At 62.3% G+C, this 26,130-nt stretch carries 22 protein-coding genes; 11 read left to right on the forward strand and 11 right to left on the reverse strand.

The features are described from left to right. Positions 1-125 precede the first annotated feature (125 nt). The 5 genes from mnmE to rpmH form a co-directional block, all read right to left on the reverse strand. Complete coding sequence (mnmE, locus tag AC25MA_RS09715; RefSeq protein ID WP_213882938.1) at positions 126-1,496, reverse strand: tRNA uridine-5-carboxymethylaminomethyl(34) synthesis GTPase MnmE; 1,371 nt, start codon at positions 1,494-1,496, stop codon at positions 126-128. 87 nt (positions 1,497-1,583) lie between these two features. Continuing rightward, complete coding sequence (yidC, locus tag AC25MA_RS09720) at positions 1,584-3,266, reverse strand: membrane protein insertase YidC (protein ID WP_028690028.1); 1,683 nt, start codon at positions 3,264-3,266, stop codon at positions 1,584-1,586. Between the two features lie 2 nt (positions 3,267-3,268). Beyond that, positions 3,269-3,514, reverse strand: coding sequence for a membrane protein insertion efficiency factor YidD (yidD, locus tag AC25MA_RS09725; protein ID WP_011536514.1), 246 nt, complete (start codon positions 3,512-3,514; stop codon positions 3,269-3,271). Beyond that, on the reverse strand, positions 3,507-3,908 hold the full coding sequence (gene rnpA / locus AC25MA_RS09730; protein ID WP_011536515.1) for a ribonuclease P protein component: 402 nt from the start codon (positions 3,906-3,908) through the stop codon (positions 3,507-3,509). Before rnpA ends, yidD begins: the two co-directional genes overlap by 8 nt. Before the next feature lie 13 nt (positions 3,909-3,921). Continuing rightward, complete coding sequence (gene rpmH / locus AC25MA_RS09735) at positions 3,922-4,056, reverse strand: 50S ribosomal protein L34 (protein WP_003253163.1); 135 nt, start codon at positions 4,054-4,056, stop codon at positions 3,922-3,924. Positions 4,057-4,637: 581 nt separating this feature from the next. Between rpmH and dnaA the strand changes: the two genes are divergently transcribed. The 4 genes from dnaA to gyrB are packed head-to-tail and all read left to right on the forward strand — an operon-like array spanning position 4,638 to position 10,852. Further along, on the forward strand, positions 4,638-6,164 hold the full coding sequence (gene dnaA / locus AC25MA_RS09740; protein ID WP_062360044.1) for a chromosomal replication initiator protein DnaA: 1,527 nt from the start codon (positions 4,638-4,640) through the stop codon (positions 6,162-6,164). Between the two features lie 40 nt (positions 6,165-6,204). Beyond that, positions 6,205-7,308, forward strand: a complete 1,104-nt coding sequence (dnaN, locus tag AC25MA_RS09745; protein WP_028690031.1) for a DNA polymerase III subunit beta — start codon at positions 6,205-6,207, stop codon at positions 7,306-7,308. 15 nt (positions 7,309-7,323) lie between these two features. Beyond that, the gene (gene recF, locus AC25MA_RS09750) at positions 7,324-8,427 is read left to right on the forward strand and encodes a DNA replication/repair protein RecF (RefSeq protein WP_028690032.1); all 1,104 of its coding nucleotides are present in this window, start codon (positions 7,324-7,326) and stop codon (positions 8,425-8,427) included. A 4-nt stretch (positions 8,428-8,431) separates the two neighbouring features. Continuing rightward, the gene (gyrB, locus tag AC25MA_RS09755; protein ID WP_028690033.1) at positions 8,432-10,852 is read left to right on the forward strand and encodes a DNA topoisomerase (ATP-hydrolyzing) subunit B; all 2,421 of its coding nucleotides are present in this window, start codon (positions 8,432-8,434) and stop codon (positions 10,850-10,852) included. 74 nt (positions 10,853-10,926) lie between these two features. Here gyrB and AC25MA_RS09760 read toward each other — a convergent pair whose 3' ends face one another. Continuing rightward, entirely contained in the window at positions 10,927-12,225 is a 1,299-nt protein-coding gene (locus tag AC25MA_RS09760; protein WP_486971983.1) for a sigma-54 interaction domain-containing protein, read from the reverse strand. Positions 12,226-12,471: 246 nt separating this feature from the next. Here AC25MA_RS09760 and AC25MA_RS09765 point away from each other — a divergent pair, with 246 nt between their 5' ends. Genes AC25MA_RS09765 through AC25MA_RS09775 form a run of 3 tightly spaced genes read left to right on the forward strand, consistent with a single transcriptional unit; the run spans position 12,472 to position 15,493 of the window. Beyond that, positions 12,472-13,356, forward strand: coding sequence for an MBL fold metallo-hydrolase (locus tag AC25MA_RS09765; RefSeq protein ID WP_028690035.1), 885 nt, complete (start codon positions 12,472-12,474; stop codon positions 13,354-13,356). 41 nt (positions 13,357-13,397) lie between these two features. Beyond that, the gene (locus AC25MA_RS09770) at positions 13,398-14,678 is read left to right on the forward strand and encodes an NAD(P)/FAD-dependent oxidoreductase (RefSeq protein WP_028690036.1); all 1,281 of its coding nucleotides are present in this window, start codon (positions 13,398-13,400) and stop codon (positions 14,676-14,678) included. After that, the gene (locus AC25MA_RS09775; protein WP_028690037.1) at positions 14,675-15,493 is read left to right on the forward strand and encodes a sulfite exporter TauE/SafE family protein; all 819 of its coding nucleotides are present in this window, start codon (positions 14,675-14,677) and stop codon (positions 15,491-15,493) included. Before AC25MA_RS09770 ends, AC25MA_RS09775 begins: the two co-directional genes overlap by 4 nt. On the opposite strand, the gene AC25MA_RS09780 is transcribed toward AC25MA_RS09775, so the two are convergent. Next, positions 15,482-16,369 (reverse strand): LysR family transcriptional regulator, encoded by an 888-nt coding sequence (locus AC25MA_RS09780; protein ID WP_028690038.1) that lies wholly within the window; start codon positions 16,367-16,369, stop codon positions 15,482-15,484. The two genes, AC25MA_RS09775 and AC25MA_RS09780, sit on opposite strands and share 12 nt — an antisense overlap. A gap of 174 nt (positions 16,370-16,543) precedes the next feature. Between AC25MA_RS09780 and AC25MA_RS09785 the strand changes: the two genes are divergently transcribed. Further along, a complete protein-coding gene (locus tag AC25MA_RS09785; protein WP_028690039.1) occupies positions 16,544-18,193 on the forward strand; it encodes a GMC family oxidoreductase in 1,650 nt (549 codons plus the stop codon). Between the two features lie 97 nt (positions 18,194-18,290). Further along, positions 18,291-19,910: an MFS transporter gene (locus tag AC25MA_RS09790; RefSeq protein WP_028690040.1), complete on the forward strand. Its 1,620-nt coding sequence runs from the start codon at positions 18,291-18,293 to the stop codon at positions 19,908-19,910. 272 nt (positions 19,911-20,182) lie between these two features. Here the strand turns inward: AC25MA_RS09790 and AC25MA_RS09795 are convergent, their stop codons facing one another. The 4 genes from AC25MA_RS09795 to glyQ all read right to left on the reverse strand — a co-directional run bounded on the left by AC25MA_RS09795 (position 20,183) and on the right by glyQ (position 24,549). Further along, positions 20,183-20,953: a lysophospholipid acyltransferase family protein gene (locus AC25MA_RS09795; protein ID WP_028690041.1), complete on the reverse strand. Its 771-nt coding sequence runs from the start codon at positions 20,951-20,953 to the stop codon at positions 20,183-20,185. A 65-nt stretch (positions 20,954-21,018) separates the two neighbouring features. Then, positions 21,019-21,546, reverse strand: a complete 528-nt coding sequence (gene gmhB, locus AC25MA_RS09800) for a D-glycero-beta-D-manno-heptose 1,7-bisphosphate 7-phosphatase (protein ID WP_028690042.1) — start codon at positions 21,544-21,546, stop codon at positions 21,019-21,021. A 4-nt stretch (positions 21,547-21,550) separates the two neighbouring features. Then, positions 21,551-23,605: a glycine--tRNA ligase subunit beta gene (gene glyS / locus AC25MA_RS09805; protein WP_062360031.1), complete on the reverse strand. Its 2,055-nt coding sequence runs from the start codon at positions 23,603-23,605 to the stop codon at positions 21,551-21,553. After that, positions 23,602-24,549 carry a glycine--tRNA ligase subunit alpha gene (gene glyQ, locus AC25MA_RS09810; RefSeq protein ID WP_011531473.1) on the reverse strand — a complete coding sequence of 316 codons (948 nt, stop codon included), beginning with the start codon at positions 24,547-24,549 and terminating at the stop codon, positions 23,602-23,604. Before glyQ ends, glyS begins: the two co-directional genes overlap by 4 nt. Before the next feature lie 83 nt (positions 24,550-24,632). On the opposite strand from glyQ, the gene AC25MA_RS09815 reads away from it, so the two are divergent. Both AC25MA_RS09815 and AC25MA_RS09820 read left to right on the forward strand, forming a co-directional pair. Further along, the gene (locus tag AC25MA_RS09815) at positions 24,633-25,184 is read left to right on the forward strand and encodes a DNA-3-methyladenine glycosylase I (RefSeq protein WP_028690044.1); all 552 of its coding nucleotides are present in this window, start codon (positions 24,633-24,635) and stop codon (positions 25,182-25,184) included. A gap of 41 nt (positions 25,185-25,225) precedes the next feature. Next, the gene (locus AC25MA_RS09820; protein ID WP_028690045.1) at positions 25,226-26,113 is read left to right on the forward strand and encodes a lysophospholipid acyltransferase; all 888 of its coding nucleotides are present in this window, start codon (positions 25,226-25,228) and stop codon (positions 26,111-26,113) included. Positions 26,114-26,130 lie beyond the last annotated feature (17 nt).

A 26,130-nucleotide genomic window follows, 5' to 3' on the forward strand; every position in this document is an offset into this window, starting at 1 on the left:
TGGATGACGGCTTGGGCGGCGGGCCTACAGATACCGCAGACCAAGCCGGCTCTCGCCCTACCCGAATCACAGGCAAAAAAAAGCCGCTCCAGACAGAAGCGGCCTTGTTATCGAAGGGCTGTGGACTATTTGCCGATGCAGAAGCTCGAGAAAATCCTGCCAAGCAGGTCGTCCGAACTGAACGCCCCGGTGATTTCACCCAACGCTTGCTGTGCCTGGCGCAGATCCTCTGCCAGCAGCTCTCCGGCGCCAGCCAGGGTCAGTTGTGCCCGACCATGCTCCAGGTGCTCGCTGGCCTGGCGCAGCGCTTCCAGGTGTCGGCGACGGGCGCTGAAGCTGCTCTCCGCGGTCTGTTCATACCCCATGCAGGCCTTGAGGTGGTCACGCAGCAGATCCAGCCCCATGTCGTCTTCGCGGGCACTCAGGGTAATGGTTACGTGCCCATCGTCACTCTGCTCCATGCCGACATGCTCACCGCTCAAGTCGGACTTGTTACGGATGAGCGTGACTTTTGCCACATCTGGCCGTTGGTCCAGGAACTCCGGCCACAGCGCAAAGGGGTCACTGGCTTCCGGCGCGGTCGAGTCGACGACCAGCAACACCCGGTCAGCCTCGCCGATGGCCTTGAGCGCCCTTTCCACCCCGATCTTTTCCACATGGTCATCGGTATCGCGCAGACCGGCGGTGTCGACCACATGCAGCGGCATGCCATCGATGTGGATATGTTCGCGCAGAATATCCCGGGTGGTGCCGGCGATATCGGTGACGATCGCCGCCTCGCGTCCGGCCAGCTGGTTGAGCAGGCTAGATTTGCCGGCGTTCGGCCGGCCGGCGATGACCACCGTCATGCCGTCGCGCAACAGGGCACCCTGCCCGGCTTCACGCTGCACTGTGGACAACTCGTTGCGCACATCATCGAGCATGCGCAGCACATGGCCGTCGGCGAGAAAGTCGATTTCTTCCTCAGGGAAGTCGATCGCCGCCTCGACGTAGATGCGCAAGGCAATCAGCGCCTCGGTCAGCCCATGCACGCGCTTGGAGAAAGCCCCCTGCAACGAGCGCAGGGCATTACGGGCAGCTTGCGTGGAGCTGGCTTCGATCAGGTCAGCGATGGCTTCGGCCTGGGCCAGGTCGAGCTTGTCGTTGAGAAACGCACGCTCGCTGAACTCGCCCGGGCGTGCCAACCGGCAGCCCAACTGCAGGCAGCGCTGCAGCAGCATGTCCATGACCACCGGTCCCCCGTGGCCCTGCAGCTCGAGCACATCTTCGCCGGTGAACGAGTTCGGCCCGGGGAAGAACAGCGCGATGCCTTCATCCAGGACCAAACCATCGGCATCGCGGAACGGGCCATAGTGGGCATGGCGCGGGGTCAGCGTGCGGCCGGTAATGGCCTGCCCGGCCTGGCTGGCCAACGGCCCGGACAAACGGACAATGCCGACCCCGCCGCGGCCTTGGGCGGTGGCGATGGCAGCGATGGTTTCACGCACAGTGTTCATGCTCGAAAGCCTCTACAACGAATTCGTCAGATAGCAAAAACGCCCCACTAGGGGGCGTTTTTATTCACAGGCAAACAGGCTTGCCCGTCAAGCGGCAGCTTTCTTGGTCGCTGCCTCGATGCTGCGGGTGATGTACCACTGCTGTGCAATCGACAGGCAGTTGTTCACAACCCAGTACAGCACCAGACCGGCCGGGAACCACAGGAAGAAGAAGGTGAAGATGATCGGCATCATTTTCATCACCTTGGCCTGCATCGGATCCGGCGGGGTCGGGTTCAGACGCTGCTGGATGAACATGGTAGCGCCCATGATGATCGGCAGGATGAAGAACGGATCCTTGATCGACAGGTCGGTGATCCACAGCATCCACGGGGCCTGGCGCATCTCTACGCTTTCCAGCAGTACCCAGTACAGGGCCAGGAACACCGGCATCTGTACCAGGATCGGCAGGCAGCCGCCCAGCGGGTTGATCTTCTCTTTCTTGTACAGCTCCATCATCGCCTGGGACATCTTCTGGCGATCGTCACCGAAGCGTTCCTTGAGCTGAGCCAGTTTCGGCGCCACGGCACGCATGCGCGCCATCGAGCGGTAGCTGGCGGCCGACAGCGGGAAGAACAGGCCTTTGATCAGCATGGTCAGGACGATGATCGACCAGCCCCAGTTGCCGAGCAGGCTGTGGATATGTTGCAGCAGCCAGAAGATCGGCTGGGCGATGAACCACAGGAAACCGTAGTCGACGGTCAGTTCCAGGCCTGGGGACAGTTCCTTGAGCTTGGACTGGATTTTCGGACCTGCATACAGCATGGCGCTGGTTTCGACCTTGCCGCCGGCAGGAACGTTAAGCGCAGGGCCGGTGTAGCCGATGATGTAGTTGCCCTGGCTGTCCTTGCGGGTCTGGACAGCGTTGTTGTCCGATTTGCTCGGAATCCAGGCGGTCACGAAGTAGTGCTGCAGCCAGGCGACCCAGCCGCCGGTCACATTTTCTTTCAAACTGCCTTTGTCGATGTCTTTCATCGACACTTTCTTGTACGGCTCGGAAGCTGTCCACAGGGCGGCGCCCAGGTAGGTGGCCGTACCGGTCGCGGTGCTCGACGACGGGTCGGAGCTCGCGTCGCGCTTGAGCTGGGCAAACATGTTGCCGCTCCAGGCCTGGCCGCTCTGGTTGTCGATCAGGTAGCTGACGGTCAGGTCGTACTCACCGCGCTTGAAGCTGAAGCGCTTGATGTAGTTGACCCCGTTCTCGCTGAACTTCAGGTCCACGACCATCTGGTCCTGACCGTCGGCAAGCTGGAAGCTCTTCTGCTGCGCGGCGTACAGCGGGCGACCAGTGGCGCGGGCGTCCGGGCCGTTGGTGCCGGTCAGGCCGCTCTGGGCCAGGTACACGCGCTCGCCGCCGTTGTCGAACAGCTGGAACGGAATGTCCGGATGGTCCTGGCGACGTGGGTACTTCGGCAGGTTCAGCTGGACGATGTCACCACCGACCGGGTCGATAGCCAGGTCCAGGACATCGGTCTTGATCCGGATCAGGTCCTTGCTGACCGCGACCGGCGCCAGTTCAGCAGGGCTGGATTCAGCATTGGCGCTCGGCACATCGGCGCTGGCACCGGAGTTGCCGGCCGGCACGGTGTCCGGCAGGGCCGGGGCAGCATTGCTGGCAGCAGCATTCTGAGTCGGCAGGGCAGCCTGGCCATAGTCCTGGTTCCACTTGAGGACCATGACATAGGACACGATTGCCAGGGCGACGATCAGGATCGTGCGTTTAATATCCATGATTACTCGGCTATCGAAGAAGTTCGGGAGGAAGGAGCAGGTGGAACGGGATCGAAACCGCCGTCGTTCCACGGATGACAACGCCCCAGGCGACGAACGGCCAGCCACCCACCACGCAAGAGGCCATGGTTTTCGATGGCTTCATAGGCGTAACAGGAACAGCTGGGATAGAAACGACAGTGACTGGCCATCAGTGGACTGATGGCGTAACGGTAGAACTGGATCGGAACGAGGGCCAGTTTACGCATTGTGACTGTCTACCCCTGCGGAATCGGCGACCGCTGGAGAGGGCCGACTGCGGACCAGTCGCTTCCAGAGCTTGCCAAAGTGTTGGTGCAATTCTGGGTTTTCCACTTCGCCCAACCCCTTGCGTGCAACGATCACGATATCCAACCCGGCCAACATCTGCTGGTTCAGGCGGAACGAATCGCGCATCAGGCGTTTCAGGCGATTGCGTTGAACGGCGAGCTTGACGCTCTTCTTGCCGATCACCAGGCCGAGGCGTGGATGATCGAGGCCGTTCTCGCGGGCAAGGATAAGCAGGTTTTTCCCTGGAACCTTGCCGGTTGGGGAGTCGAAGACCGCTTTGAAATGCCGGGGTGTAAGCAGTCGCTTGTCCCGACTGAAGTCCTGACTCACCACCTGTACCGAAAAATCAAATGGCCAGACGCTTACGGCCTTTGGCACGGCGACGCGACAGAACGGCACGGCCGTTCTTGGTGGCCATACGGGCACGGAAACCGTGAGTGCGGGCGCGCTTGATGGTGCTTGGTTGGAAAGTACGTTTCATGGCGTGTTACCTGGGTTGGTCGACAACGGGCCGGAAGGGCCCCCTTTTTAAGAGATCGGCGATTCTAGAGAAAGCAAGCCGATAGGTCAATTTCCAACCAGCCTTTCCTTATGGAAGGTCGAGCCAGGTCGATGGGCATCCTGTTGACCTTGCTAACCTGAAAGCGGGCAAATCAAAAAAACAGAAGAGGCATATAAAAAGCTTTTCTGAAGAACTTATAGATCTTAGGTGGATAACCTTCTGTGGATAACCTTCTCAAGGCCACGATTGACGTACTGTACAGAAAATCACAACCTTGTCGGTAAGGAGTGTTCTGTCTGTGTCCCGCATGAGGAAAACCTGTGCGGGAAAAGGTGCTTTATCCACAGGTGCTTTATCCACAGCCCAGAACCCAGGGTTGTGCATAGCCCTCATGTGTCGTTATCCACAGGGCTTATCAACAGTGGCCGAAGGGTATTCAAGTCGTTTTTTGGCGGATTTACCCTGATAGTGGGTGGCGTCACGTGTGGATAACTGATCGCCCGCCCGGTACAATGGCGGTTTGTTTTTGCCTCATCCGGCTTTCAACTCAGGGGATATCCGTGTCAGTGGAACTTTGGCAGCAGTGCGTGGAGCTTCTGCGCGATGAGCTGCCTGCCCAGCAATTCAACACCTGGATCCGTCCGCTACAGGTCGAAGCCGAAGGCGACGAGTTGCGCGTCTATGCGCCCAACCGCTTCGTGCTCGACTGGGTCAATGAAAAGTACCTTGGCCGCCTGCTCGAACTGCTGGGTGAACAAGGCAGCGGTATCGCACCTGCCCTTTCCTTATTAATAGGCAGCCGGCGCAGTTCCGCAGCCCGTGCCGCACCCAACGCCCCTGTCAGTGCCGCCGTCGCGGCAACCCTCGCGCAACAGGCGCAGGTACAGCAGGCGGCGCCCGCACTCGAGCCTGTCAGCGCACCTGTGGTGGAGCCGGCGCAGGTGGCCGAAGTCGAGGAGCCCTCTTCGCGTGACAGCTTCGACAGCATGGCCGAGATCGCGAGCGCTCCGGTTGCCAGCGGTCGCACCGAGCAGCGCACGGTGCAGGTCGAGGGTGCCCTGAAGCACACCAGCTACCTGAACCGCACCTTCACCTTCGAAACCTTCGTCGAAGGCAAGTCGAACCAACTGGCTCGCGCCGCGGCATGGCAGGTGGCCGACAACCCCAAGCACGGCTACAACCCACTGTTCCTTTATGGTGGCGTCGGCCTGGGTAAGACACACTTGATGCACGCTGTGGGTAACCACCTGCTTAAGAAGAACCCGAATGCCAAGGTGGTCTACCTGCATTCGGAGCGCTTCGTTGCCGACATGGTCAAGGCGCTGCAGCTGAACGCGATCAACGAATTCAAACGTTTCTACCGTTCGGTCGATGCGTTGCTGATCGATGACATCCAGTTCTTTGCCCGCAAGGAGCGTTCCCAGGAAGAGTTTTTCCATACCTTCAACGCCCTGCTCGAGGGCGGCCAGCAGGTGATCCTCACCAGCGACCGCTACCCGAAGGAAATCGAAGGCCTGGAAGAGCGCCTGAAGTCCCGCTTCGGCTGGGGCCTGACGGTGGCCGTCGAGCCGCCGGAGCTGGAAACCCGCGTGGCGATCCTGATGAAGAAGGCCGACCAGGCCAAGGTCGAGCTGCCGCACGATGCCGCGTTCTTCATCGCCCAGCGGATCCGCTCCAACGTGCGTGAGCTCGAAGGCGCCCTGAAACGGGTGATCGCTCACTCGCATTTCATGGGCCGCGACATCACCATCGAGCTGATTCGAGAATCGCTCAAGGATCTGCTGGCGCTGCAGGACAAGCTGGTCAGTGTGGATAACATCCAGCGCACCGTGGCCGAGTACTACAAGATCAAGATCTCCGATCTGCTGTCCAAGCGACGGTCGCGCTCCGTGGCGCGTCCACGCCAGGTAGCCATGGCGTTGTCGAAAGAGCTGACCAACCACAGCCTGCCGGAGATCGGCGACATGTTCGGCGGCCGCGACCACACCACCGTGCTGCACGCCTGCCGCAAGATCAACGAATTGAAGGAATCCGACGCGGACATCCGCGAGGACTACAAGAACCTGCTGCGCACGCTGACGACCTGATGGCCGTCAGCGCAGCTAATTGAAGGCAAGGGACTAGACCATGCATTTCACCATTCAACGCGAAGCCCTGTTGAAACCCCTGCAACTGGTCGCAGGCGTCGTCGAGCGCCGCCAGACCTTGCCGGTCCTGTCCAACGTCCTGCTGGTCGTGCAAGGCCAGCAACTGTCGTTGACCGGTACCGACCTGGAAGTCGAACTGGTTGGCCGCGTCCAGCTAGAAGAGCCTGCGGAGCCGGGCGAGATCACCGTTCCGGCGCGCAAGCTGATGGACATCTGCAAGAGCCTGCCCAGCGATGTGCTGGTCGACATCAAGGTCGACGAGCAGAAGCTGCTGGTCAAGGCCGGCCGCAGCCGTTTCACCCTGTCCACCCTGCCGGCCAATGACTTCCCGACCGTGGAAGAAGGCCCGGGCTCGCTGACCTGCAACCTGGAGCAGAGCAAGCTGCGCCGTCTGATCGAGCGCACCAGCTTCGCCATGGCCCAGCAGGATGTGCGCTACTACCTCAACGGCATGCTGCTGGAAGTGTCCACCGATACCCTGCGCGCCGTCGCCACCGACGGTCACCGTCTGGCGCTGTGCGCCATGCAGGCACCGATCGGTCAGGCTGACCGTCACCAGGTCATCGTGCCACGCAAGGGTATCCTCGAGCTGGCGCGCCTGCTCACCGATCCGGAAGGCATGGTCAGCATCGTCCTGGGCCAGCATCACATTCGCGCCACCACCGGTGAGTTCACCTTCACCTCCAAGCTGGTCGACGGCAAGTTCCCGGACTACGAGCGTGTCCTGCCCAAGGGCGGCGACAAGCTGGTGATCGGTGATCGCCAGGCGCTGCGCGAGGCGTTCAGCCGTACCGCGATCCTGTCCAACGAAAAGTACCGCGGCATCCGTCTGCAACTGGCCGCCGGCCAGCTGAAGATCCAGGCCAACAACCCGGAGCAGGAAGAAGCGGAAGAAGAGATCAGCGTCGACTACAACGGCAGCTCGCTGGAGATCGGTTTCAACGTCAGCTACCTGCTGGATGTGCTGGGCGTCATGACCACCGAACAGGTTCGCCTGATTCTGTCCGACTCCAATAGCAGCGCCCTGTTGCAGGAAGCCGGCAATGACGATTCGTCCTACGTTGTCATGCCGATGCGTCTGTAACCCATAGCAGGCGACATGTCCCTTCGACGTCTCTCGGTCACCGCGGTGCGCAATTTGCACCCGGTGACCCTCTCACCCTCCCCCCGCATCAACATCCTTTACGGCGCCAACGGCAGCGGCAAGACCAGCGTGCTCGAAGCCGTGCACCTGCTGGGGCTCGCCCGTTCGTTCCGCAGCACCCGGTTGAACCCGGTGATTCAGTACGAGCAGCCGACCTGCACCGTGTTCGGTCAGGTCGAACTGGCCGAAGGCGGTACCAGCAACCTGGGTGTTTCACGGGAGCGGCAGGGTGATTTCACCATTCGTATCGACGGACAGAATGCGCGCAGCGCCGCGCAACTGGCCGAGATGCTGCCCCTGCAACTGATCAACCCGGACAGTTTCCGCCTGCTCGAAGGTGCGCCCAAGGTGCGCCGGCAGTTCCTCGATTGGGGCGTGTTCCACGTGGAACCTCGCTTCATGGCGACTTGGCAGCGCCTGCAGAAGGCCCTGCGGCAGCGGAACTCATGGCTGCGGCATGGTACACTTGATGCCGTTTCGCAAGCCGCCTGGGATCGGGAGTTATGTCTCGCCAGTGCGGAAATAGATGAATACCGTCGCAACTACATCAAGGCCTTGAAGCCTGTCTTCGAGCGTACCCTGAGCGAGCTGGTCGAACTGGACGGGCTGACCCTGAGCTACTACCGAGGTTGGGACAAGGACCGGGAACTCAACGAAGTCCTCGCAACCTCTCTCCTTCGCGATCAGCAGATGGGCCATACCCAGGCCGGGCCACAACGTGCCGATCTGCGCCTGCGATTGGGCGCGAACAACGCGGCCGACATCCTCTCGCGGGGGCAGCAGAAGCTGGTGGTCTGCGCCTTGCGCATTGCCCAGGGACATCTGGTCAGCCAGGTTCGTCGCGGCCAGTGTATTTATCTGGTAGACGACCTGCCGTCCGAGTTGGACGAGCAGCATCGCCGCGCCCTGTGCCGCTTGCTTGAAGAATTGAACTGCCAGGTGTTCATCACCTGTGTAGACCACGAATTTCTGAGGGAAGGCTGGCAGACGGAAACGCCAGTCGCCTTGTTCCACGTGGAACAAGGCCGTATCACCCAGACCCACGACCATCGGGAGTGAAGGCATGAGCGAAAATCAAACGTACGACTCCTCCAGCATCAAGGTGCTGAAAGGGCTGGATGCCGTACGCAAGCGTCCCGGCATGTACATTGGCGACACCGATGACGGCAGCGGCCTGCACCACATGGTATTCGAGGTGGTCGACAACTCGATCGACGAAGCCCTGGCCGGGCACTGCGATGACATCACCGTCATCATTCACCCGGACGAATCCATCAGCGTCCGTGACAATGGCCGTGGTATTCCGGTCGACGTGCATAAAGAAGAAGGCGTTTCCGCGGCCGAGGTCATCATGACCGTGCTGCACGCCGGCGGTAAGTTCGACGACAACTCCTACAAGGTTTCCGGCGGTCTGCACGGCGTAGGTGTCTCGGTGGTGAACGCCCTGTCCGAGCAACTGGTGCTCACCGTTCGTCGTAGCGGCAAGATCTGGGAACAGACCTACGTCCATGGCGTGCCACAGGCGCCGATGGCGGTGGTCGGTGAAAGCGAAACCACCGGTACCCACATTCACTTCAAGCCTTCGGCTGAAACCTTCAAGAACATTCACTTCAGCTGGGACATTCTCGCCAAGCGTATCCGCGAGCTGTCGTTCCTGAACTCGGGTGTCGGCATCCTGCTGAAGGACGAGCGCAGCGGCAAGGAAGAGTTCTTCAAGTACGAAGGCGGCCTGCGCGCATTCGTTGAATACCTGAACACCAACAAGACCCCGGTCAACTCCCAGGTCTTCCACTTCAACGTCCAGCGTGACGATGGCGTGGGTGTCGAAGTCGCCCTGCAGTGGAACGACAGCTTCAACGAAAACCTGCTGTGCTTCACCAACAACATTCCCCAGCGCGACGGTGGTACCCACCTGGTCGGCTTCCGTTCCTCGCTGACCCGTAGCCTGAACAGCTACATCGAGCAGGAAGGCCTGGCGAAGAAAAACAAGGTCGCCACCACTGGTGATGACGCCCGTGAAGGCCTGACCGCGATCATCTCGGTCAAGGTGCCGGATCCTAAGTTCAGCTCGCAGACCAAGGACAAGCTGGTTTCCTCGGAGGTGAAGACTGCCGTGGAACAGGAGATGAACAAGTACTTCGCCGACTTCCTGTTGGAGAACCCCAACGAAGCCAAGGCCGTGGTCGGCAAGATGATCGACGCTGCCCGGGCCCGTGAAGCGGCGCGTAAAGCCCGTGAGATGACTCGCCGCAAAGGTGCTCTGGACATCGCCGGCCTGCCGGGCAAATTGGCCGACTGCCAGGAGAAGGACCCTGCCCTTTCCGAACTGTACCTGGTGGAGGGTGACTCCGCGGGTGGTTCGGCCAAGCAAGGCCGCAACCGTCGCACCCAGGCGATCCTGCCGCTCAAGGGCAAGATCCTCAACGTCGAGAAAGCGCGCTTCGACAAGATGATCTCTTCCCAGGAGGTCGGCACGCTGATCACCGCGCTGGGTTGTGGCATCGGCCGTGAAGAGTACAACATCGACAAGCTGCGTTATCACAACATCATCATCATGACCGATGCTGACGTCGACGGTTCGCACATCCGTACCCTGCTGCTGACCTTCTTCTTCCGTCAGCTGCCGGAACTGGTCGAGCGTGGCTACATCTATATCGCCCAGCCGCCGCTGTACAAGGTGAAGAAAGGTAAGCAGGAGCAGTACATCAAGGACGACGAGGCCATGGAAGAGTACATGACCCAGTCGGCCCTGGAAGATGCCAGCCTGCACCTGGACGAGTCCGCGCCAGCCGTTTCCGGCGTGCAGCTCGAGGCGCTGGTCAACGAATTCCGCGCGGTGATGAAAACCCTCAAGCGTCTTTCGCGCCTGTACCCGGAAGAGCTGACCGAGCACTTCATCTACCTGCCAAAGGTTTCCCTCGAGCAACTGGCCGATAAGGCGCAGATGGACATTTGGCTGAAGGCGTTCCAGCAGCGTCTGGATAATAGCCAGCGTTCTGGTCTGGCTTACAAGGCCGACTTGCACGAGGACAAGGAGCGCAACCTCTGGCTGCCTGTCGTTGAAACGACCTCCCATGGTTTGGCCAGCTATGTCACCTTCAACCGTGACTTCTTCGGTAGCAATGACTACAAGACAGTCGTTGCCCTGGGTGAAAAGCTGGGTACCTTGCTGGGCGACGGCGCCTATGTGCAGCGTGGCGAACGTCGCAAGGCTGTCACCGAGTTCAAGGAAGCCCTCGACTGGCTGATGAACGAGAGCACCAAGCGCCACACCATCCAGCGATACAAAGGACTGGGTGAGATGAACCCGGACCAGCTGTGGGAAACCACCATGGACCCGACCGTGCGCCGCATGCTCAAGGTGACCATCGAGGACGCCATCGCCGCCGATCAGCTGTTCAACACCCTGATGGGGGATGCGGTCGAACCGCGTCGCGACTTCATCGAAAGCAACGCGCTGTCGGTGTCCAACCTGGACTTCTGATCTGCGGGTAGTACAAGAAAGCCAATCCCCAGGGATTGGCTTTTTTTTTACCTTCATGAATGTTCCACGTGGAACTATGAAATCCCCAATGCTTTAAGTCGGCGGTACAACGTGCGTTCGCTCATCCCGAGGTGATCGGCCAATTCACTTCGGGAACCGCTGAAGGTTTCCAGGGCATGGGCCAGATCGGCCATCTCGTTCTTACGTCCCCGAACACCTGTCTGCCTTACAGTCGGGTGGATATCTTCCGGAAGATGTTCGGGACGAATCAGCCCATCATCAGCAAACAACCGCGCGCGCTCCAAGATGTTTCTGAGCTCGCGAATGTTGCCTGGGAATGTATGCAGGTTGAGGCAAGCGAGTGCTTCGGCGGTGACCTTGGGCGAGTGCTTGCCGGCCATGCGTTGCAGCAGACTCTCACAGAGCAACGGTAAATCCTCGACTCGCTCACGCAGCGATGGCAGGCGAATCGGGAATCCGCTGATGCGGTAATACAGGTCTTCGCGAAACGTCCCTTCGGCGGCCATCTCCTTCAAGGGCTTGTGCGTGGCCGAGACCAGGCGGAAATCCGAATGGACCGTGCGCGTGCTGCCGACCGGACGGAAGCTGCCGGATTCGATCAGGCGCAGCAGTTTCACCTGCATCGCCAGCGGTACTTCACCGATCTCATCGAGGAACAGGGTGCCACCGTGAGCAGCCTCGGCCAGGCCGATCTTGCGTTGAGTCGCGCCGGTGAAGGCGCCCTTCTCATAGCCGAACAGTTCACTCTCGAACAACGACTCGGTCAGCCCGGTGCAGTCCACCACCACCAGGGGGCCATTGGCTCGGGGGCTACCCAGGTGCAAGGCGCGGGCGAACAGCTCCTTGCCCGTACCCGACTCGCCCTGGAGCAGTACCGGAATCTGCGCAGGGGCTGCACGTTGCAAACTGGCCACGGCGTTCTTGAAGGCTGGCGCCCGGCCAACCAACCCTTGTTGTTGAGGTTGTGCCGATGCCAGGGTGACGCTGGTCAGGCGTTCGACGAAGGCCACCACCCTGCCCTCGTCATCGAGGATCGGGCGCAGTTCCACATCCACATGCTCCGGCCCTCGCGGGGTGTGATGGATGTGCAGCACGCGCTCGGGCACTTTGCTGTCCAGCGACTTGCGCAGCGGGCAATGTTCCCCGGCTTGGTCGCAGGGCACGGCATAGTGGTGCGAGACCCGGTGGCATTTTTTGCCGATCGGCGCGTGCTCCTCGTTGCCGAACTGACGACGGTACGCCGCGTTGGCAGCCAGGATGTTGTAGTCGGTATCCAGCACGATGCTGGGTAGCACATCGTGTTCGAGGTAGGACACCAGCGCGAGGATCGCGGGATGGGAAGCGGCTAGCATGACAGCACCAGGTGAAGGACCTGGCGAGGGTAGCAAGGACTGCCAAACACTGCCATCGGCTGACAGTCGACTGCCAGGAACTGTCACCTTTGGCTGGCTGTAATGGGGCTGCTGCGCAGCCATCGCGGCACGAGGCCGCTCCTGCAAGGGGACGGCGTCCTATCTGAAGGGCTGGCATGTATCTTGATAAAGCACCCTTCACTGCCTATGCCTTCAAGGAGGCTCGGTGGATAACTGGAGAGTGCAATGATCATCGGCAACAACCTTCACGTCGAAGCGTTCTTCGACAAGGCGACCTGGACCATCAGCTACCTGGTCATGGATGGCGAGACGCGCCAATGCGCGCTGATCGACAGCGTGCTGGACTACGACCCCAAGTCCGGGCGCACCTGCACCGATTCGGCGGACAAGCTGATCGCCCGCGTCGAAGCGCTGGATGCCAAGGTGCAATGGATCCTGGATACCCATGTGCACGCCGACCATCTGTCTGCGGCGGCCTACCTCAAGGAGCGGCTTGGCGGCAGCATCGCGATCGGCGCGCAGATCACCCAGGTGCAGAAAGTCTTCGGCACCCTGTTCAACGCCGAGCCGGGTTTTGCCCGTGACGGCAGCCAGTTCGACGTCCTGTTCGAAGATGAGGAGGGATTTCGCATCGGCAACCTGCATGCCCGTGCCCTGCACACCCCTGGGCATACCCCGGCGTGCATGAGCTACATGGTCGAGGATGCGGGCGAGATCGCTGTATTCGTCGGCGACACCTTGTTCACCCCCGACTATGGCACCGCCCGTTGCGACTTTCCTGGCGCCAGCGCGCGAACCCTGTACCAGTCGATCCGTCGCCTGCTCGCCTTCCCCGACCAGACCCGGCTGTTCATGTGCCACGACTACCTGCCTGGTGGCCGTGAGCTGCGCTTCGTCACCACCGTGGCCGAGCAACGCGCCGACAACATTCATATCCATGAAGGGGTCAGCGAAGACAGCTTCGTGCAGATGCGCGAAGCCCGTGACAAGACCCTCGACATGCCTGTGCTGATCCTGCCGTCGGTGCAGATCAACATGCGCAGCGGGCAATTCCCCGAACCTGAAGCCAACGGTGTGAGCTACCTGAAGATCCCGCTGAACAAGCTGTAAGCCACGCCGTACCCATAACGAGATTTCCAAGGAACACCGCCATGCCTGCCTTGCTGTCCCCTGCCGATTCCTCCCGTGCCGACCACCACAAGGTGGTGATCGTCGGCGCCGGTGCCGCTGGTATCGCCACCGCGTCCAGCCTGATCGCCCGTGATCCGTCGCTGGACATTGCCCTGATCGACCCTGCCGACGTGCACTACTACCAGCCTGGCTGGACCATGGTCGGTGCCGGTGTTTTCAAGGCGCCGAGCACCGCCCAGACCATGGCGGCCACCCTGCCCCGTGGCGTGCGTTGGATCAAGGCGCGGGTGGAGAGCTTCGACCCTCAAGGGCAACTGGTCGTGCTCGAGGACGGGCGTGCGGTCAGCTATGAGCAACTGGTGGTTTGCCCGGGATTGAAACTCGATTGGAACGCCATCGAGGGTTTGAGCGAAACGCTCGGTCGCAACGGTGTCACCTCCAACTACCGCTACGACCTGGCGCCCTACACCTGGCAACTGGTACAGAACCTCAAGCAGGGGCGCGCCCTCTTCACCCAGCCGCCGATGCCGATCAAATGCGCCGGTGCGCCGCAGAAGGCGCTGTACCTGTCCTGTGATCACTGGTTGCGCAAGGGGCACCTGGGCAATGTCAGGGCCAGCTTCTTCAATGCTGGGGCGGTGCTGTTCGGTGTGCCGGATTATGTGCCGGCGCTGATGAGCTACATCGACAAGTACGGCGTGGACCTGAACTACCAGCATCGCCTGACGGCGGTGGATGGTCCGAACAAGCGCGCCACGTTTATCCGTACCCTCCCCGATGGCACCACCGAGACCCGGGTCGAAGCCTTCGACATGCTGCATGTGGTGCCGCCGCAGGTGGCGCCTGACTTCATCCGCCAGAGCCCGCTGGCCGATGCGGCGGGCTGGGTGGATGTCGACCCGCATACCTTGCGTCATCGCCAGTTCGGCAATGTCCACGCGTTGGGTGACGTGGCCAATACCAGCAACGCCAAGACCGCCGCCGCCGCCCGCAAGCAGGCGCCGGTGGTGGCCAACAATGTGCTGGTGGCACTCGGTCGCCTGTCGACCCTGGCCCAGTACGATGGCTATGGTTCCTGCCCGTTGACGGTGGAACGCGGCAAGATCGTCCTGGCCGAGTTTACCTATGGCGGCAAGGTGGCGCCGAGCTTCCCGCGCTGGCTGCTCGATGGCCGCAAGCCAACCCGCCTGGCCTGGTTGCTCAAGGCGCAGATCCTGCCGCCGCTGTACTGGAAGGCCATGCTCAAGGGCCGCGAATGGCTAGCCCGGCCGCAACCTCTGGTGGTCGAGGCGCAGCAGTGATCGAACACCAACTGCTGGGCGCCGGGCTCGGCGCGATCATTGGCGCGGTGCTGGCGCTGACCGGCGCCGGCGGTGGCATCCTGGCGGTGCCGCTGCTGGTGTTCGGCCTGGGACTGAGCATGGTCGAGGCGGCGCCGATCGGTCTGCTGGCCGTAGGGCTGGCGGCGTCGGTTGGTGCGGTGCTCGGCCTGCGCCAAGGGCTGGTGCGCTATCGGGCGGCCGCGTTCATCGCGGTGATCGGAATTGCCTGCGCGCCGTTCGGCCTGATGCTCGCCCATCGTTTGCCCAACACGCCGTTGGCCTTGGTGTTCGCCGGGGTACTGGTGTACGCCTGCCTGCGGATCTGGCGCAAGGCCGCGCGTGAACTGCGTGGCGAGTCGCCCTGTGGGGAGCGGGAGATCATGCCCTGCGTGCTCAACCCGCTGCAGGGGCGCTTGCGCTGGACCCTGCCCTGCGCCCGGGCACTGGCGTTCACCGGGATGCTGTCGGGGTTGCTGTCAGGCCTGTTGGGGGTCGGTGGTGGTTTCGTGATCATCCCGGCGCTGAACCGCTATACCAACCTGAACATGAAAAGCATCGTCGCCACCTCGCTGGCGGTGATTGCCCTGGTGTCTACCGGTAGCGTGATCAGCGCCAGTGTGGCGGGCGTGATGCACTGGTGGGTCGCGGCGCCGTTCGCGGTGGGGGCAGTGCTGGGTTTGCTGCTGGCGCGGCCGTTGGCGAGCAAGCTGGCCGGCCCGCGCCTGCAGCAGCTGTTCGCCGTGGTGGGTTGTGGCGCCGCGGTGTTACTGGCCGGCAAGGCGCTATTCGGCTAGCAACTCGTCCTGCTCGGCGGCGCACAGCGCCAGCAGGTAGTCCCACACCACCCGCAGGCGTACCGACTTGTGCAGCTCGCGGCGTGTGCAGATCCAGTAGCTGCGCTGGATGGTCTCGCTGGGCAGCACGCGCACCAGCTTCGGATCGTGGCGGGCCATGTAGTTCGGCAACACGGCGATGCCCAGCCCGGCCTGTGCGGCGTGCTGCTGGGCGATCACGCTGGTGCTGCGGAACACCACGGTGGGCGCCCGGCAGAAACTGTTGAGGAACAGCAGCTCCTGGCTGAACAGCAGGTCGTCGACATAGCCGATCCAGCTGTGCCGGGCCAGGTCTTCGCGGCTGTGCAGCGGTGGTGCGCGGTCCAGGTAGTCCTGGCTGGCGTACAGGGCCAGGCGGTAATCGGTGAGCTTGCGGGTGATCAGCAGGTCGGCGTTGGGACGTTCCAGGTGAATGCTGATCTCGGCTTCGCGGTTGAGGATGCTGACGAAACGCGGCACCGCCACCAATTCCACTTCGAGCCCCGGGTAGCGTTGGAACAAGGCTTTCATGCGCGGGGTGAAGAACATGATGCCGATGCCTTCGGTCACCCCCAGGCGGATCTTGCCCAGTGGCGTGATGGCCTGGGTGATTTCTTCCTGCGCCAGCAGGGCAACGTTCTCCATGGCTTCGGCGTGCTTGAGCAGGGCCTGGCCGGAAGGCGTGAGTTCATAGCCCTGGGCGTGCTGGACGAACAGCGCGGTACCCAGGTGCTTTTCGATGCTCTCGATGTGCCGGGCCACGGTGCTGTGGGTGGTGTTGAGGCGCTTGGCGGCGGTGAGCAGGCGGCCGCTGCGCTGCAACTCGAGGAAAAACCGCAGATCGTTCCAGTCGAACATGGGCGTCCTTGGAAGTGCTGGCTGTTGAAGCCATCGCGGGGCAAGCCCGCTCCCACAATCAGATAGTCGTTGTGCTAAAACGCACAACGGCTGCGCGAAATCTCGTGTTTCCTCGGCGAAATTAATCAATAAGATGGATCGGGACAAGAATAATAATCAGGCGCGAGGTTGCACATGCCATCAGCCGATCCTGTCTACGACTATGTGGTCGTGGGAGCCGGTCCCGCCGGTTGCCTATTGGCCAACCGCTTGTCCGCCGACCCTTCGTGCCGCGTATTGCTGCTCGAGGCGGGTGGCCGCGACAACTATCCCTGGATTCACATCCCCGTCGGTTACCTCTACTGCATCGGCAATCCACGCACCGACTGGTGCTTCAAGACCGAGGCCCAGCCCGGCCTGAACGGTCGCAGCCTGGGTTATCCACGGGGCAAGGTGCTGGGCGGCTGCTCGTCGATCAACGGCATGATCTACATGCGGGGCCAGGCCGCCGACTACGACCGCTGGGCCGAGCAAGGCAACGACGGCTGGGCGTGGAAGGATGTGCTGCCCTTGTTCAAGGCCTGCGAGAACCACTTCGCCGGCGCCAGCGACAGCCACGGCGCCGAGGGGGAATGGCGGGTCGAGCAGCAGCGCTACAGCTGGCCGATCCTCGATGCCTTCCGCGATGCCGCCGAGCAGAGTGGCATCGCCAAGGTCGACGACTTCAACATGGGCGACAACGCGGGCTGTGGATATTTTCAGGTCAATCAGCGCAGCGGTGTGCGCTGGAACTCGGCCAAGGCGTTTCTCAGGTCCATCCTCAAGCGCCCCAACCTGACAGTGTTGACGGGCGTGCAGGTCGACCAGGTGCTGCTCGACAACACCCGCGCCCGGGCGGTGAAGGCCTCGTGGCAAGGCGCCTGGCATGAGTTCGCCGCTCGCCGCGAGATCGTCCTGTGCGCGGGCTCCGTGGGCTCGCCCGGCATTCTGCAACGCTCCGGCATCGGCCCACGCAAGCTGCTCGAAGGCTTGGGTATCGGAGTTCGCCATGAGATGCCCGGGGTTGGCGGCAACCTGCAGGATCACCTGCAACTGCGCCTGATCTATCAGGTCCACAACACCCGCACCCTCAATCAGATGGCCAACAGCCTGTGGGGCAAGCTGGGCATGGGCCTGCGCTATGCTTACGACCGCAGTGGCCCATTGGCCATGGCGCCGAGCCAGCTGGGCGCCTTCGCCCGTTCAGGCCCCGAGCAGGCAACGGCCAACCTGCAATACCACGTGCAGCCGTTGTCGCTGGACCGCTTCGGCGAGCCGCTGCATCGCTTTCCGGCGTTCACCGCCTCGGTGTGCAACCTGCGCCCGGCGAGCCGTGGACGCATCGACATCCGCTCGGCGGACATGAATGCCGCGCCGGTGATCGACCCCAACTACCTGAGCGACCCCGAGGACCTGCGCGTCGCCGCCGAGGCCATCCGCCTCACCCGACGCATCGTCCAGGCCCCTGCCCTGGCGGCCTTCGATCCTCGCGAGTATTTGCCAGGCCCCGCCTTGCAGAGCGAGGACGACCTGCACCAGGCCGCCGGCCAGATCGGCACCACCATCTTCCACCCGGTGGGCACCTGCCGCATGGGCAGTGGCGCGCTCGATGTTGTGGATAACCAGCTTCGCGTGCATGGCATTCCCGGCCTGCGCGTGGCCGACGCCTCGATCATGCCGCAGATCGTCTCCGGCAATACTTGTTCACCCACGTTGATGATTGCCGAAAAGGCGGCACAACTGATCCTCAAGGGGGCCAATACCCAGACCAACCTCAGCGACGCCAGCGCGATACCGACGCCCTGACCCGGGTGTTTGCAACAGCGGCGGCTTGTGGTCGCAAGTCGCCGACAGTGGAACAACAAGAATAATCACTGTGGCCTGCGGGCCGAGGACAGCAACGATGTCGGATTACATCCAGGAACAGGGGGCGGCGGCGAGCAGCCCAAGCCGTCGTGAAGAGCGCAAGATCATTTTCGCGTCATCCCTCGGGACGGTGTTCGAGTGGTATGACTTTTTTCTCTATGGCGCGCTGGCCGCGGTCATCAGCAAGCAATTCTTCGCGGGGGTCAACGACACCACCGCCTTCATCTTCGCCCTGATGGCCTTCGCCGCCGGCTTCCTGGTGCGCCCGTTCGGCGCGCTGGTGTTCGGCCGGCTGGGCGACATGATCGGGCGCAAGTACACTTTCCTGGTGACCATTGTGCTGATGGGCCTGTCGACCTTCGCCGTGGGTCTTTTGCCCACCTACGCCAGCATCGGTATCGCCGCGCCGATCATCCTGGTGGTGCTGCGCATGCTCCAGGGCCTGGCGTTGGGCGGTGAATACGGCGGCGCGGCCACCTATGTCGCCGAGCACGCGCCTCATGGCAAACGTGGTTTCCACACCGGCTTCATCCAATCCACTGCCACATTGGGCCTGCTGCTGTCGCTGACCGTCGTCCTAGCCAGCCGCTACATCAGTGGCGACCAGTTCGAAACCTGGGGCTGGCGCCTGCCGTTCCTGCTGTCGATCGTGCTGCTGGCGATATCCACCTGGATCCGCATGAGCATGCACGAGTCGCCGGCCTTCGTGAAAATGAAGGCCCAGGGCAAGGTGAGCAAGTCGCCGATCCGCGAGTCGTTCACCTCCTGGCCGAACCTGAAAGTGGTGCTCACGGCACTGTTCAGCATCAATGCCGGGCAAGCGGTGACCTTCTACACCGCGCAGTTCTACGTGCTGTTCTTCATGACCCAGATGCTCAAGATGGACCCGGCCCAGGCCAACACCCTGCTGATCATCAGCGTGGTGATCGGTGCGCCGTTCTTCGTGTTCTTCGGCTGGCTATCGGACCGGGTCGGGCGCAAGCCGATCCTGATGCTTGGCCTTTTGCTGGCGACGGTGTTGTACTTCCCGCTGTTCAAGGCCCTGAGCCATTACGCCAATCCGCAGATCGACGCCGCCAGTCGCCAGGCGCCGATCGTCGTCACCGCAGATCCCAAGGGCTGCACCTTCCAGTTCGATCCGGTGGGCAAGGCACGCTTCGACAGCCCGTGCGACAAGGTCAAGACGTTCCTGGTCAAGCAGGGCCTGCCCTACAGCTCGGTGAGTGTCGCTGGCAGCGAGGTGATCGTCAGCATCGGCGACAAGACCATCAATGGCTTCGACGAAACGGCCATGCGCAGTGCCATCGATAGCGCCGGCTACCCGGCCAAGGCGGACCCAGCGCAGGTGAACCAGGTGATGGTGGTGGTGCTGATCGTCGCCATGATCCTGATCGCCACCATGACCTACGGGCCGCTGGCGGCGGTGATGGTCGAGCTGTTCCCGACGCGCATCCGCTACACCTCGATGTCGCTGCCCTACCACATCGGCAACGGCTGGTTCGGCGGCTTCCTGCCGACGGTGTCGTTCGCGTTGGTGGTGTATACCGGGGATATCTTCTATGGGCTGTGGTACCCGGTGCTGATCACCGGGGTGAGCCTGGTGGTGGGGATCTTCTGCCTGAAAGAGACTCGGGATGTGGATATCGACAAGGTGTGAGAATTGAGAGGGATACAACGTGGGAGCGGGCTTGCCCCGCGATGTCGCCAGCACTGAGGACGCCATCGCGGGGCAAGCCCGCTCCCACGACTCGATCAAAGCGATCAACCTATAAAAAAACCGGCGTAAAAGCCGGTTTTTTTATCGCGGGAAAAAACTTATGCACGATTTTCGAAAAAACGTCATACACGGAAATAAATAGCTAATTCAATCACTTAGCTATGTTTGAAGACGCTTAATCCAAAAATTGCTAACAAGTTATCCACAGAACGTCAGGCAGGCTGCTGCTCGGGTTTTTCCGCCGCTGGCGGCAGCGAACCCATGGCGCGTTGAGCCGCCTCGTTCCATGCCTGGGCACGGTCGTTGAGCTCGGCGATGGCACGCGGGCCTGTCCCCTCCGGATACATCGGCTCGCCAATCACCACCTCGATGGTGCCCGGGCGCTTGCCCCAGCCTTCACGCGGCCAGAACTTGCCGGCGTTGTGGGCGATCGGCAATACCGGCAGGCCGGCATTCACCGCCAGCGCGGTGCCGCCGCGGGAAAACTTGCCCATCTGCCCATGCGGCACGCGGGTGCCTTCGGGGAAGATCAGCACCCAGGTACCCTGCTTGAGCAGTTCGTCGCCCTGGCTGGCAACTTGGCGCAGAGCCTCCTTCGGGTTCTTCCGGTCGATGGCGATCGGTCGCAGCATGGCCATGGCCCAGCCGAAGAACGGCACGTACAGCAACTCGCGCTTGAGCACCTGGCTCAGCGGCGAGAAGTACGCCGAGAGGAAGAATGTCTCCCAGGTGCTCTGGTGGTTCGACAGGATCACGCAGGGCACGTCAGGCACGTTCTCGGCGCCGGTGACCTTGTAGTCGATACGCAGGATCGTCCGCACCAGGAACAGCGCGCAGCGGCACCAGTACACGTTGATGAACTTGTAGCGCTTGGGGAACGGCAGGAAAGGCGCGACGAAGAAGCTCAGCGAGCACCACAGCAGCGAACTGGTGCCCAACAGCAGGTAAAAAAGAAAGATTCTGATCGCCTGCAGGATCGACATAGTGGCATGTACCGTTGCGGGGCGTGCCCGCCTAATGAAAAGTGCGCCGGTCCTGGCGCACTCATTTAAATAATTTCTCTGGCGATGGCTGCCAGATCGTCGAAAATCAGTGTAGTTTGCGGGACACCTTTTTCCAGGGTCCTTTCACCCTTGCCGGTTTTTACCAACACGGGTTGTGCATCGACGGCCAGGGCCGCCTCCAGGTCACCTTTGCTGTCACCGACGAACCATACGCCGGCCAGCGGTACCTGGTAGTGCTCGGCGATTGTCCGCAGCATGCCGGGCTTGGGCTTGCGGCAGTCGCAGCCCTCGTCCGGGCCGTGCGGACAATGCACGATCAGGCCGACCTCGCCGCCCTGCTCGGCCACCAGCGCGCGCAGGCGCGCATGCATGGCCTCGAGGGTTTCCAGCGGGTAGTAGCCGCGGGCAATGCCGGACTGGTTGGTGGCAACCGCCACCGTCCAGCCTGCCTTGCTCAACTGCGCGATGGCCTCGATCGAGCCAGGAATGGGGATCCACTCCTCCAGCGACTTGATGTAGGCGTCGGAGTCGTGGTTGATCACTCCGTCTCGATCAAGGATCAGCAGTTTCAACGACTCACCCCAGCAGCGAGATATCGGCCACGCCCAGGAACAGACCGCGCAGGCGGCTGAGCAGGGCATAACGGTTGGCGCGCACCTTGGCATCCTCGGCGTTGACCATCACCGCCTCGAAGAAGGCATCGACCGGGTCACGCAGGGCGGCCAGGCGGGCCAGGGCCTCGCTGTACTGACGCGCGGCCGCCATCGGTTGCACGGCCTGGTCGGCCTGCTGGATGGCCGAGTACAGGGAGAACTCATTGGCGTTGTCGAAGTACTTCGGCTCGACCTGGTCGGCGATGGCGCCTTCGGCCTTGCCCAGCAGGTTCGATACGCGTTTGTTCGCCGCGGCCAGGGCTTCGGCTTCCGGCAGCTTGCGGAAGGCCTGCACGGCCTGCACGCGTTGGTCGAAGTCCAGCGCCGAGCCCGGCTTCAGGGCACGCACCGACAGGTAGGTGGAGACGTCGATGCCTTCGTCCTCGTAGCGCGCGCGCAGGCGGTCGAAGACGAACTCCAGCACCTGCTCGGACAGGCCGGCGGCCTTGACCTTGGCACCGAACTGCTTGACCGCGAACTCGACCGCGACGGCCAGGTCCAGGTCCAGCTGCTTCTCGATCAGGATACGCAGCACGCCCAGGGCAGCACGACGCAGGGCGTACGGGTCCTTGCTGCCGGTGGGCAGCATGCCGATGCCGAAGATCCCGACCAGGGTGTCGAGCTTGTCGGCGATGGCCACGGCGGCACCGGTGAGGGTCTGCGGCAGCTCGGCGCCGGCGCCGCGCGGCATGTACTGCTCGTTCAGCGCCAGGGCGACGTCTTGCGGCTCGCCGTCGTTGAGGGCGTAGTAGTAGCCGGCGATGCCCTGCATTTCAGGGAATTCGCCGACCATTTCCGAGGCCAGGTCGCACTTGGACAGCAGGCCGGCACGGCCGGCGTTGGCGGCGCTGCCACCGATGTACGGGGCAATGAAGGCGGCCAGCTTGGAAACGCGCTCGGCCTTGTCGAACACGGTGCCCAGCTGAGCCTGGAACACCACGTTCTTCAGGCGCTCGTTGAAGCTTTCCAGCGGCTGCTTCTTGTCCTGCTTGAAGAAGAACTCGGCGTCGGTCAGTCGTGGGCGCACGACCTTCTCGTTACCCTGCACGATCTGCTTCGGATCGCGGCTCTCGACGTTGGCCACGGTGATGAAGCGCGGCAGCAGCTTGCCTTCGCTGTCCAGCAGGCAGAAGTATTTCTGGTTGTCCTGCATGGTGGTGATCAGGGCTTCCTGCGGCACCTCGAGGAAACGCTCCTCGAACGAGCACACCAGCGGCACCGGCCACTCGACCAGGGCGGTCACTTCGTCCAGCAGCGCCGGCGGCACGATGGCCGTGCCTTCCTGCTGCATGGCAAGCTCGGCGGTGCGCTTGCTGATCAGCTCGCGACGCTCGGCGAAGTCGGCCAGCACGTGGGCCTTGCGCAGGTCCTCGACGTAGTTGGCAGGGGTGGTGATGAGTACGTTTTCCGGGTGGTGGAAGCGGTGGCCACGCGATTCACGGCCGGCCTTCTGGGCCAGGAGGGTGCAGTCGACCACCTGATCGCCCAGCAGCATCACCAGCCACTGGGTTGGGCGCACGAACTCTTCACGGCTGGCGCCCCAGTGCATGCGCTTGGGGATTGGCAGGTCGTTGAGCGAATCCTCGACGATGGTCGGCAGCAGGCTGGCGGTGGCCTTGCCCGGAATGTGCTGGGAGAAGCGCAGCTTGGGGCCGCTCTGGTCGATGTCCGACAGCTCCACGCCGCACTTCTTGGCAAAGCCCAGGGCGGCCTGGGTCGGCTGGCCTTCGGCGTTGAACGCGGCCTGCACGGGCGGGCCGTCGATGTTGATGCTGCGGTCCGGCTGCTGCACGTCCAGCTGGCGGATCAACACGGCCAGGCGGCGCGGCGCGGCGTAGACCTGCTTGCCGGTGTAGTTCAGGCCGGCGGCCTGCAGGCCTTTCTCGATGCCGGCGAGGAAGGCGTCGCCCAGGGTGGCGAGGGCCTTCGGTGGCAGCTCTTCGGTGCCCAGTTCAACCAGGAAATCTTGAGCACTCATTGTGCAGCCTCCAGCTTAGCCAACACTTCGTCACGCAGTTCGGGAGAGGCCATCGGGAAGCCCAGGCGTGCGCGGGCTTGCAGATAGCTTTGCGCCACGTCCCGGGCCAGGGTACGCACGCGCAGGATGTAGCGCTGGCGCTCGGTCACCGAGATGGCGCGGCGGGCGTCCAGCAGGTTGAAGGTGTGCGAGGCCTTCAGGACCATTTCGTAGGTCGGCAGCGGCAGGTCCAGCTTGATCAGGCGGTTCGCTTCGCTTTCGTAGAAGTCGAACAGTTCGAACAGCTTCTCGACGTTGGCGTGCTCGAAGTTGTAGGTCGACTGCTCCACTTCGTTCTGGTGGAACACGTCGCCGTAGGTGACCTTGCCAAACGGGCCGTCGGCCCATACCAGGTCGTAGACCGAGTCCACACCCTGCAGGTACATGGCCAGGCGCTCCAGGCCGTAGGTGATCTCACCGGTGACCGGGTAGCACTCGATGCCACCGACCTGCTGGAAGTAGGTGAACTGGGTCACTTCCATGCCGTTCAGCCAGATTTCCCAACCCAGGCCCCAGGCGCCGAGGGTCGGCGATTCCCAGTTGTCTTCGACGAAGCGGATGTCGTGAACCAGCGGATCCAGGCCGATGGCTTTCAGCGAGCCGAGGTACAGCTCCTGGAAGTTGGCCGGGTTCGGCTTGAGCACCACCTGGAACTGGTAGTAGTGCTGCAGGCGGTTGGGGTTTTCGCCATACCGCCCGTCGGCAGGGCGACGGCTGGGCTGCACGTAGGCGGCGTTCCAGGTCTCCGGGCCGACGGCGCGCAGGAAGGTAGCGGTGTGGAAAGTGCCGGCGCCTACTTCCATATCGTAGGGCTGAAGCACCACACAACCTTGCTCGGCCCAGTAGTTCTGCAGGGCGAGGATCAGGTCTTGGAAGGTACGCACGGCTGGCGTAGGCTGGCTCACGAAATTCACCTGTATCTGGGGATGCGGATGTAAAGAGCGGGAGTATACCCGATTCGCCTCGCCCTCTACGTTATTGGAGCCTTATGCCACGCTGCTTTTGGTGTTCCGACGATCCGTTGTACCAGGCCTATCACGACCACGAGTGGGGAACGCCGCAGCACGACCCGGCGTTGCTCTTCGAGATGCTTTTGCTCGAAGGGTTCCAGGCGGGGTTGTCGTGGATCACGGTATTGAAGAAACGCGAACGCTATCGCCAGGTGCTGGATGGCTTCGATCCGGTGAAGCTGGCGCGCCTGAGCGATGAGCGCATCGAGGAGCTGATGCTGGACCCCGGCATCATCCGCAATCGTCTCAAGCTCAAGGCCGTGCGCCGCAACGCCCTGGCCTGGCTGGCTGTGGATAACCCGGCGCAGTGGCTGTGGTCGTTCGTCGGAGGCGCGCCGAAGATCAATCATTTCCAGGGCCGTGGCGACGTGCCGGCGGTCACCGACGAGGCCAAGGCCATGAGCAAGGCCCTGCAAAAGGCCGGTTTCACCTTTGTCGGGCCGACCATCTGCTACGCCTTCATGCAGGCCACCGGCATGGTCATGGACCACACCACCGACTGCGATCGCTACGCCGCGCTGGTGCGCTGACGGGGTACAATGCGCGCCTTGCTGAAATAAGGAATTCGCCTGTGGAAAAGTTCAAGGGCGCCCTGATGGTCGGGGTGCTGCGCCTGTTTGCCAAGCTGCCTTGGGGCGCTGTGCAGCGCGTCGGCGCTGGTATCGGCTGGCTGATGTGGAAAATCCCCAATGGCTCGCGCAATGTCGTGCGCATCAACCTGGCCAAGTGTTTCCCGGAGATGGACCCGGTCGAACGCGAGCAGCTGGTTGGCCGTGCGTTGAAGGACATCGGCAAGTCGTTTGTCGAGAGCGCCTGTGCCTGGATCTGGCCGCCGCAGCGCTCGCTGGAGCTGGTCAAGGAAGTGCACGGCCTTGAAGTGCTGGAGCAGGCCCTGGCCTCGGGCAAGGGCGTGGTGGGCATCACCAGCCACCTGGGCAACTGGGAAGTGCTCAACCACTTCTATTGCAACCAGTGCAAACCGATCATCTTCTACCGCCCGCCCAAGCTGAAGGCGGTGGATGACCTGCTGCGTGAACAGCGGGTGCAGATGGGCAACCGCGTGGCGCCTTCGACCAAGGAAGGCATCCTCAGCGTGATCAAGGAAGTGCGCCGGGGTGGCCAGGTGGGGATTCCGGCCGACCCGGAGCCGGCCGAGTCCGCGGGTGTGTTCGTGCCGTTCCTCGGCACCCAGGCGCTGACCAGCAAGTTCGTGCCGAACATGCTGGCTGGCGGCAAGGCGGTGGGGGTTTTCCTGCATGCCCTGCGGTTGCCGGATGGCTCGGGTTTCAAGGTGTTCCTGGAAGCGGCGCCGGAAGCGATGTACAGCACCGATGTGACTGAATCGGCGGCGGCCATGAGCAAGGTGGTCGAGCGTTATGTGCGCGAGTATCCGAGCCAGTACATGTGGAGCATGAAGCGCTTCAAGAAGCGTCCGGCGGGTGAGGCGCGCTGGTATTGAGATTGTTGGGGGCGCTT

Source organism: Pseudomonas sp. P65(2024), assembly GCF_057480955.1.

Excerpts from the sequence above, each read along its gene's own strand:
- AC25MA_RS09770 (WP_028690036.1), top strand. The coding sequence starts at position 13,398 with ATGCCTGCCTTGCTGTCCCCTGCCGATTCCTCCCGTGCCGACCACCAC.
- AC25MA_RS09780 (WP_028690038.1), bottom strand. The coding sequence starts at position 16,369 with ATGTTCGACTGGAACGATCTGCGGTTTTTCCTCGAGTTGCAGCGCAGC.
- glyS (WP_062360031.1), bottom strand. The coding sequence starts at position 23,605 with ATGAGTGCTCAAGATTTCCTGGTTGAACTGGGCACCGAAGAGCTGCCA.
- yidD (WP_011536514.1), bottom strand. The coding sequence starts at position 3,514 with ATGCGTAAACTGGCCCTCGTTCCGATCCAGTTCTACCGTTACGCCATC.
- AC25MA_RS09760 (WP_486971983.1), bottom strand. The coding sequence starts at position 12,225 with ATGCTAGCCGCTTCCCATCCCGCGATCCTCGCGCTGGTGTCCTACCTC.
- AC25MA_RS09785 (WP_028690039.1), top strand. The coding sequence starts at position 16,544 with ATGCCATCAGCCGATCCTGTCTACGACTATGTGGTCGTGGGAGCCGGT.
- mnmE (WP_213882938.1), bottom strand. The coding sequence starts at position 1,496 with ATGAACACTGTGCGTGAAACCATCGCTGCCATCGCCACCGCCCAAGGC.
- AC25MA_RS09790 (WP_028690040.1), top strand. The coding sequence starts at position 18,291 with ATGTCGGATTACATCCAGGAACAGGGGGCGGCGGCGAGCAGCCCAAGC.
- yidC (WP_028690028.1), bottom strand. The coding sequence starts at position 3,266 with ATGGATATTAAACGCACGATCCTGATCGTCGCCCTGGCAATCGTGTCC.
- AC25MA_RS09765 (WP_028690035.1), top strand. The coding sequence starts at position 12,472 with ATGATCATCGGCAACAACCTTCACGTCGAAGCGTTCTTCGACAAGGCG.
- rpmH (WP_003253163.1), bottom strand. The coding sequence starts at position 4,056 with ATGAAACGTACTTTCCAACCAAGCACCATCAAGCGCGCCCGCACTCAC.
- AC25MA_RS09815 (WP_028690044.1), top strand. The coding sequence starts at position 24,633 with ATGCCACGCTGCTTTTGGTGTTCCGACGATCCGTTGTACCAGGCCTAT.
- AC25MA_RS09795 (WP_028690041.1), bottom strand. The coding sequence starts at position 20,953 with ATGTCGATCCTGCAGGCGATCAGAATCTTTCTTTTTTACCTGCTGTTG.
- dnaN (WP_028690031.1), top strand. The coding sequence starts at position 6,205 with ATGCATTTCACCATTCAACGCGAAGCCCTGTTGAAACCCCTGCAACTG.
- gyrB (WP_028690033.1), top strand. The coding sequence starts at position 8,432 with ATGAGCGAAAATCAAACGTACGACTCCTCCAGCATCAAGGTGCTGAAA.
- recF (WP_028690032.1), top strand. The coding sequence starts at position 7,324 with ATGTCCCTTCGACGTCTCTCGGTCACCGCGGTGCGCAATTTGCACCCG.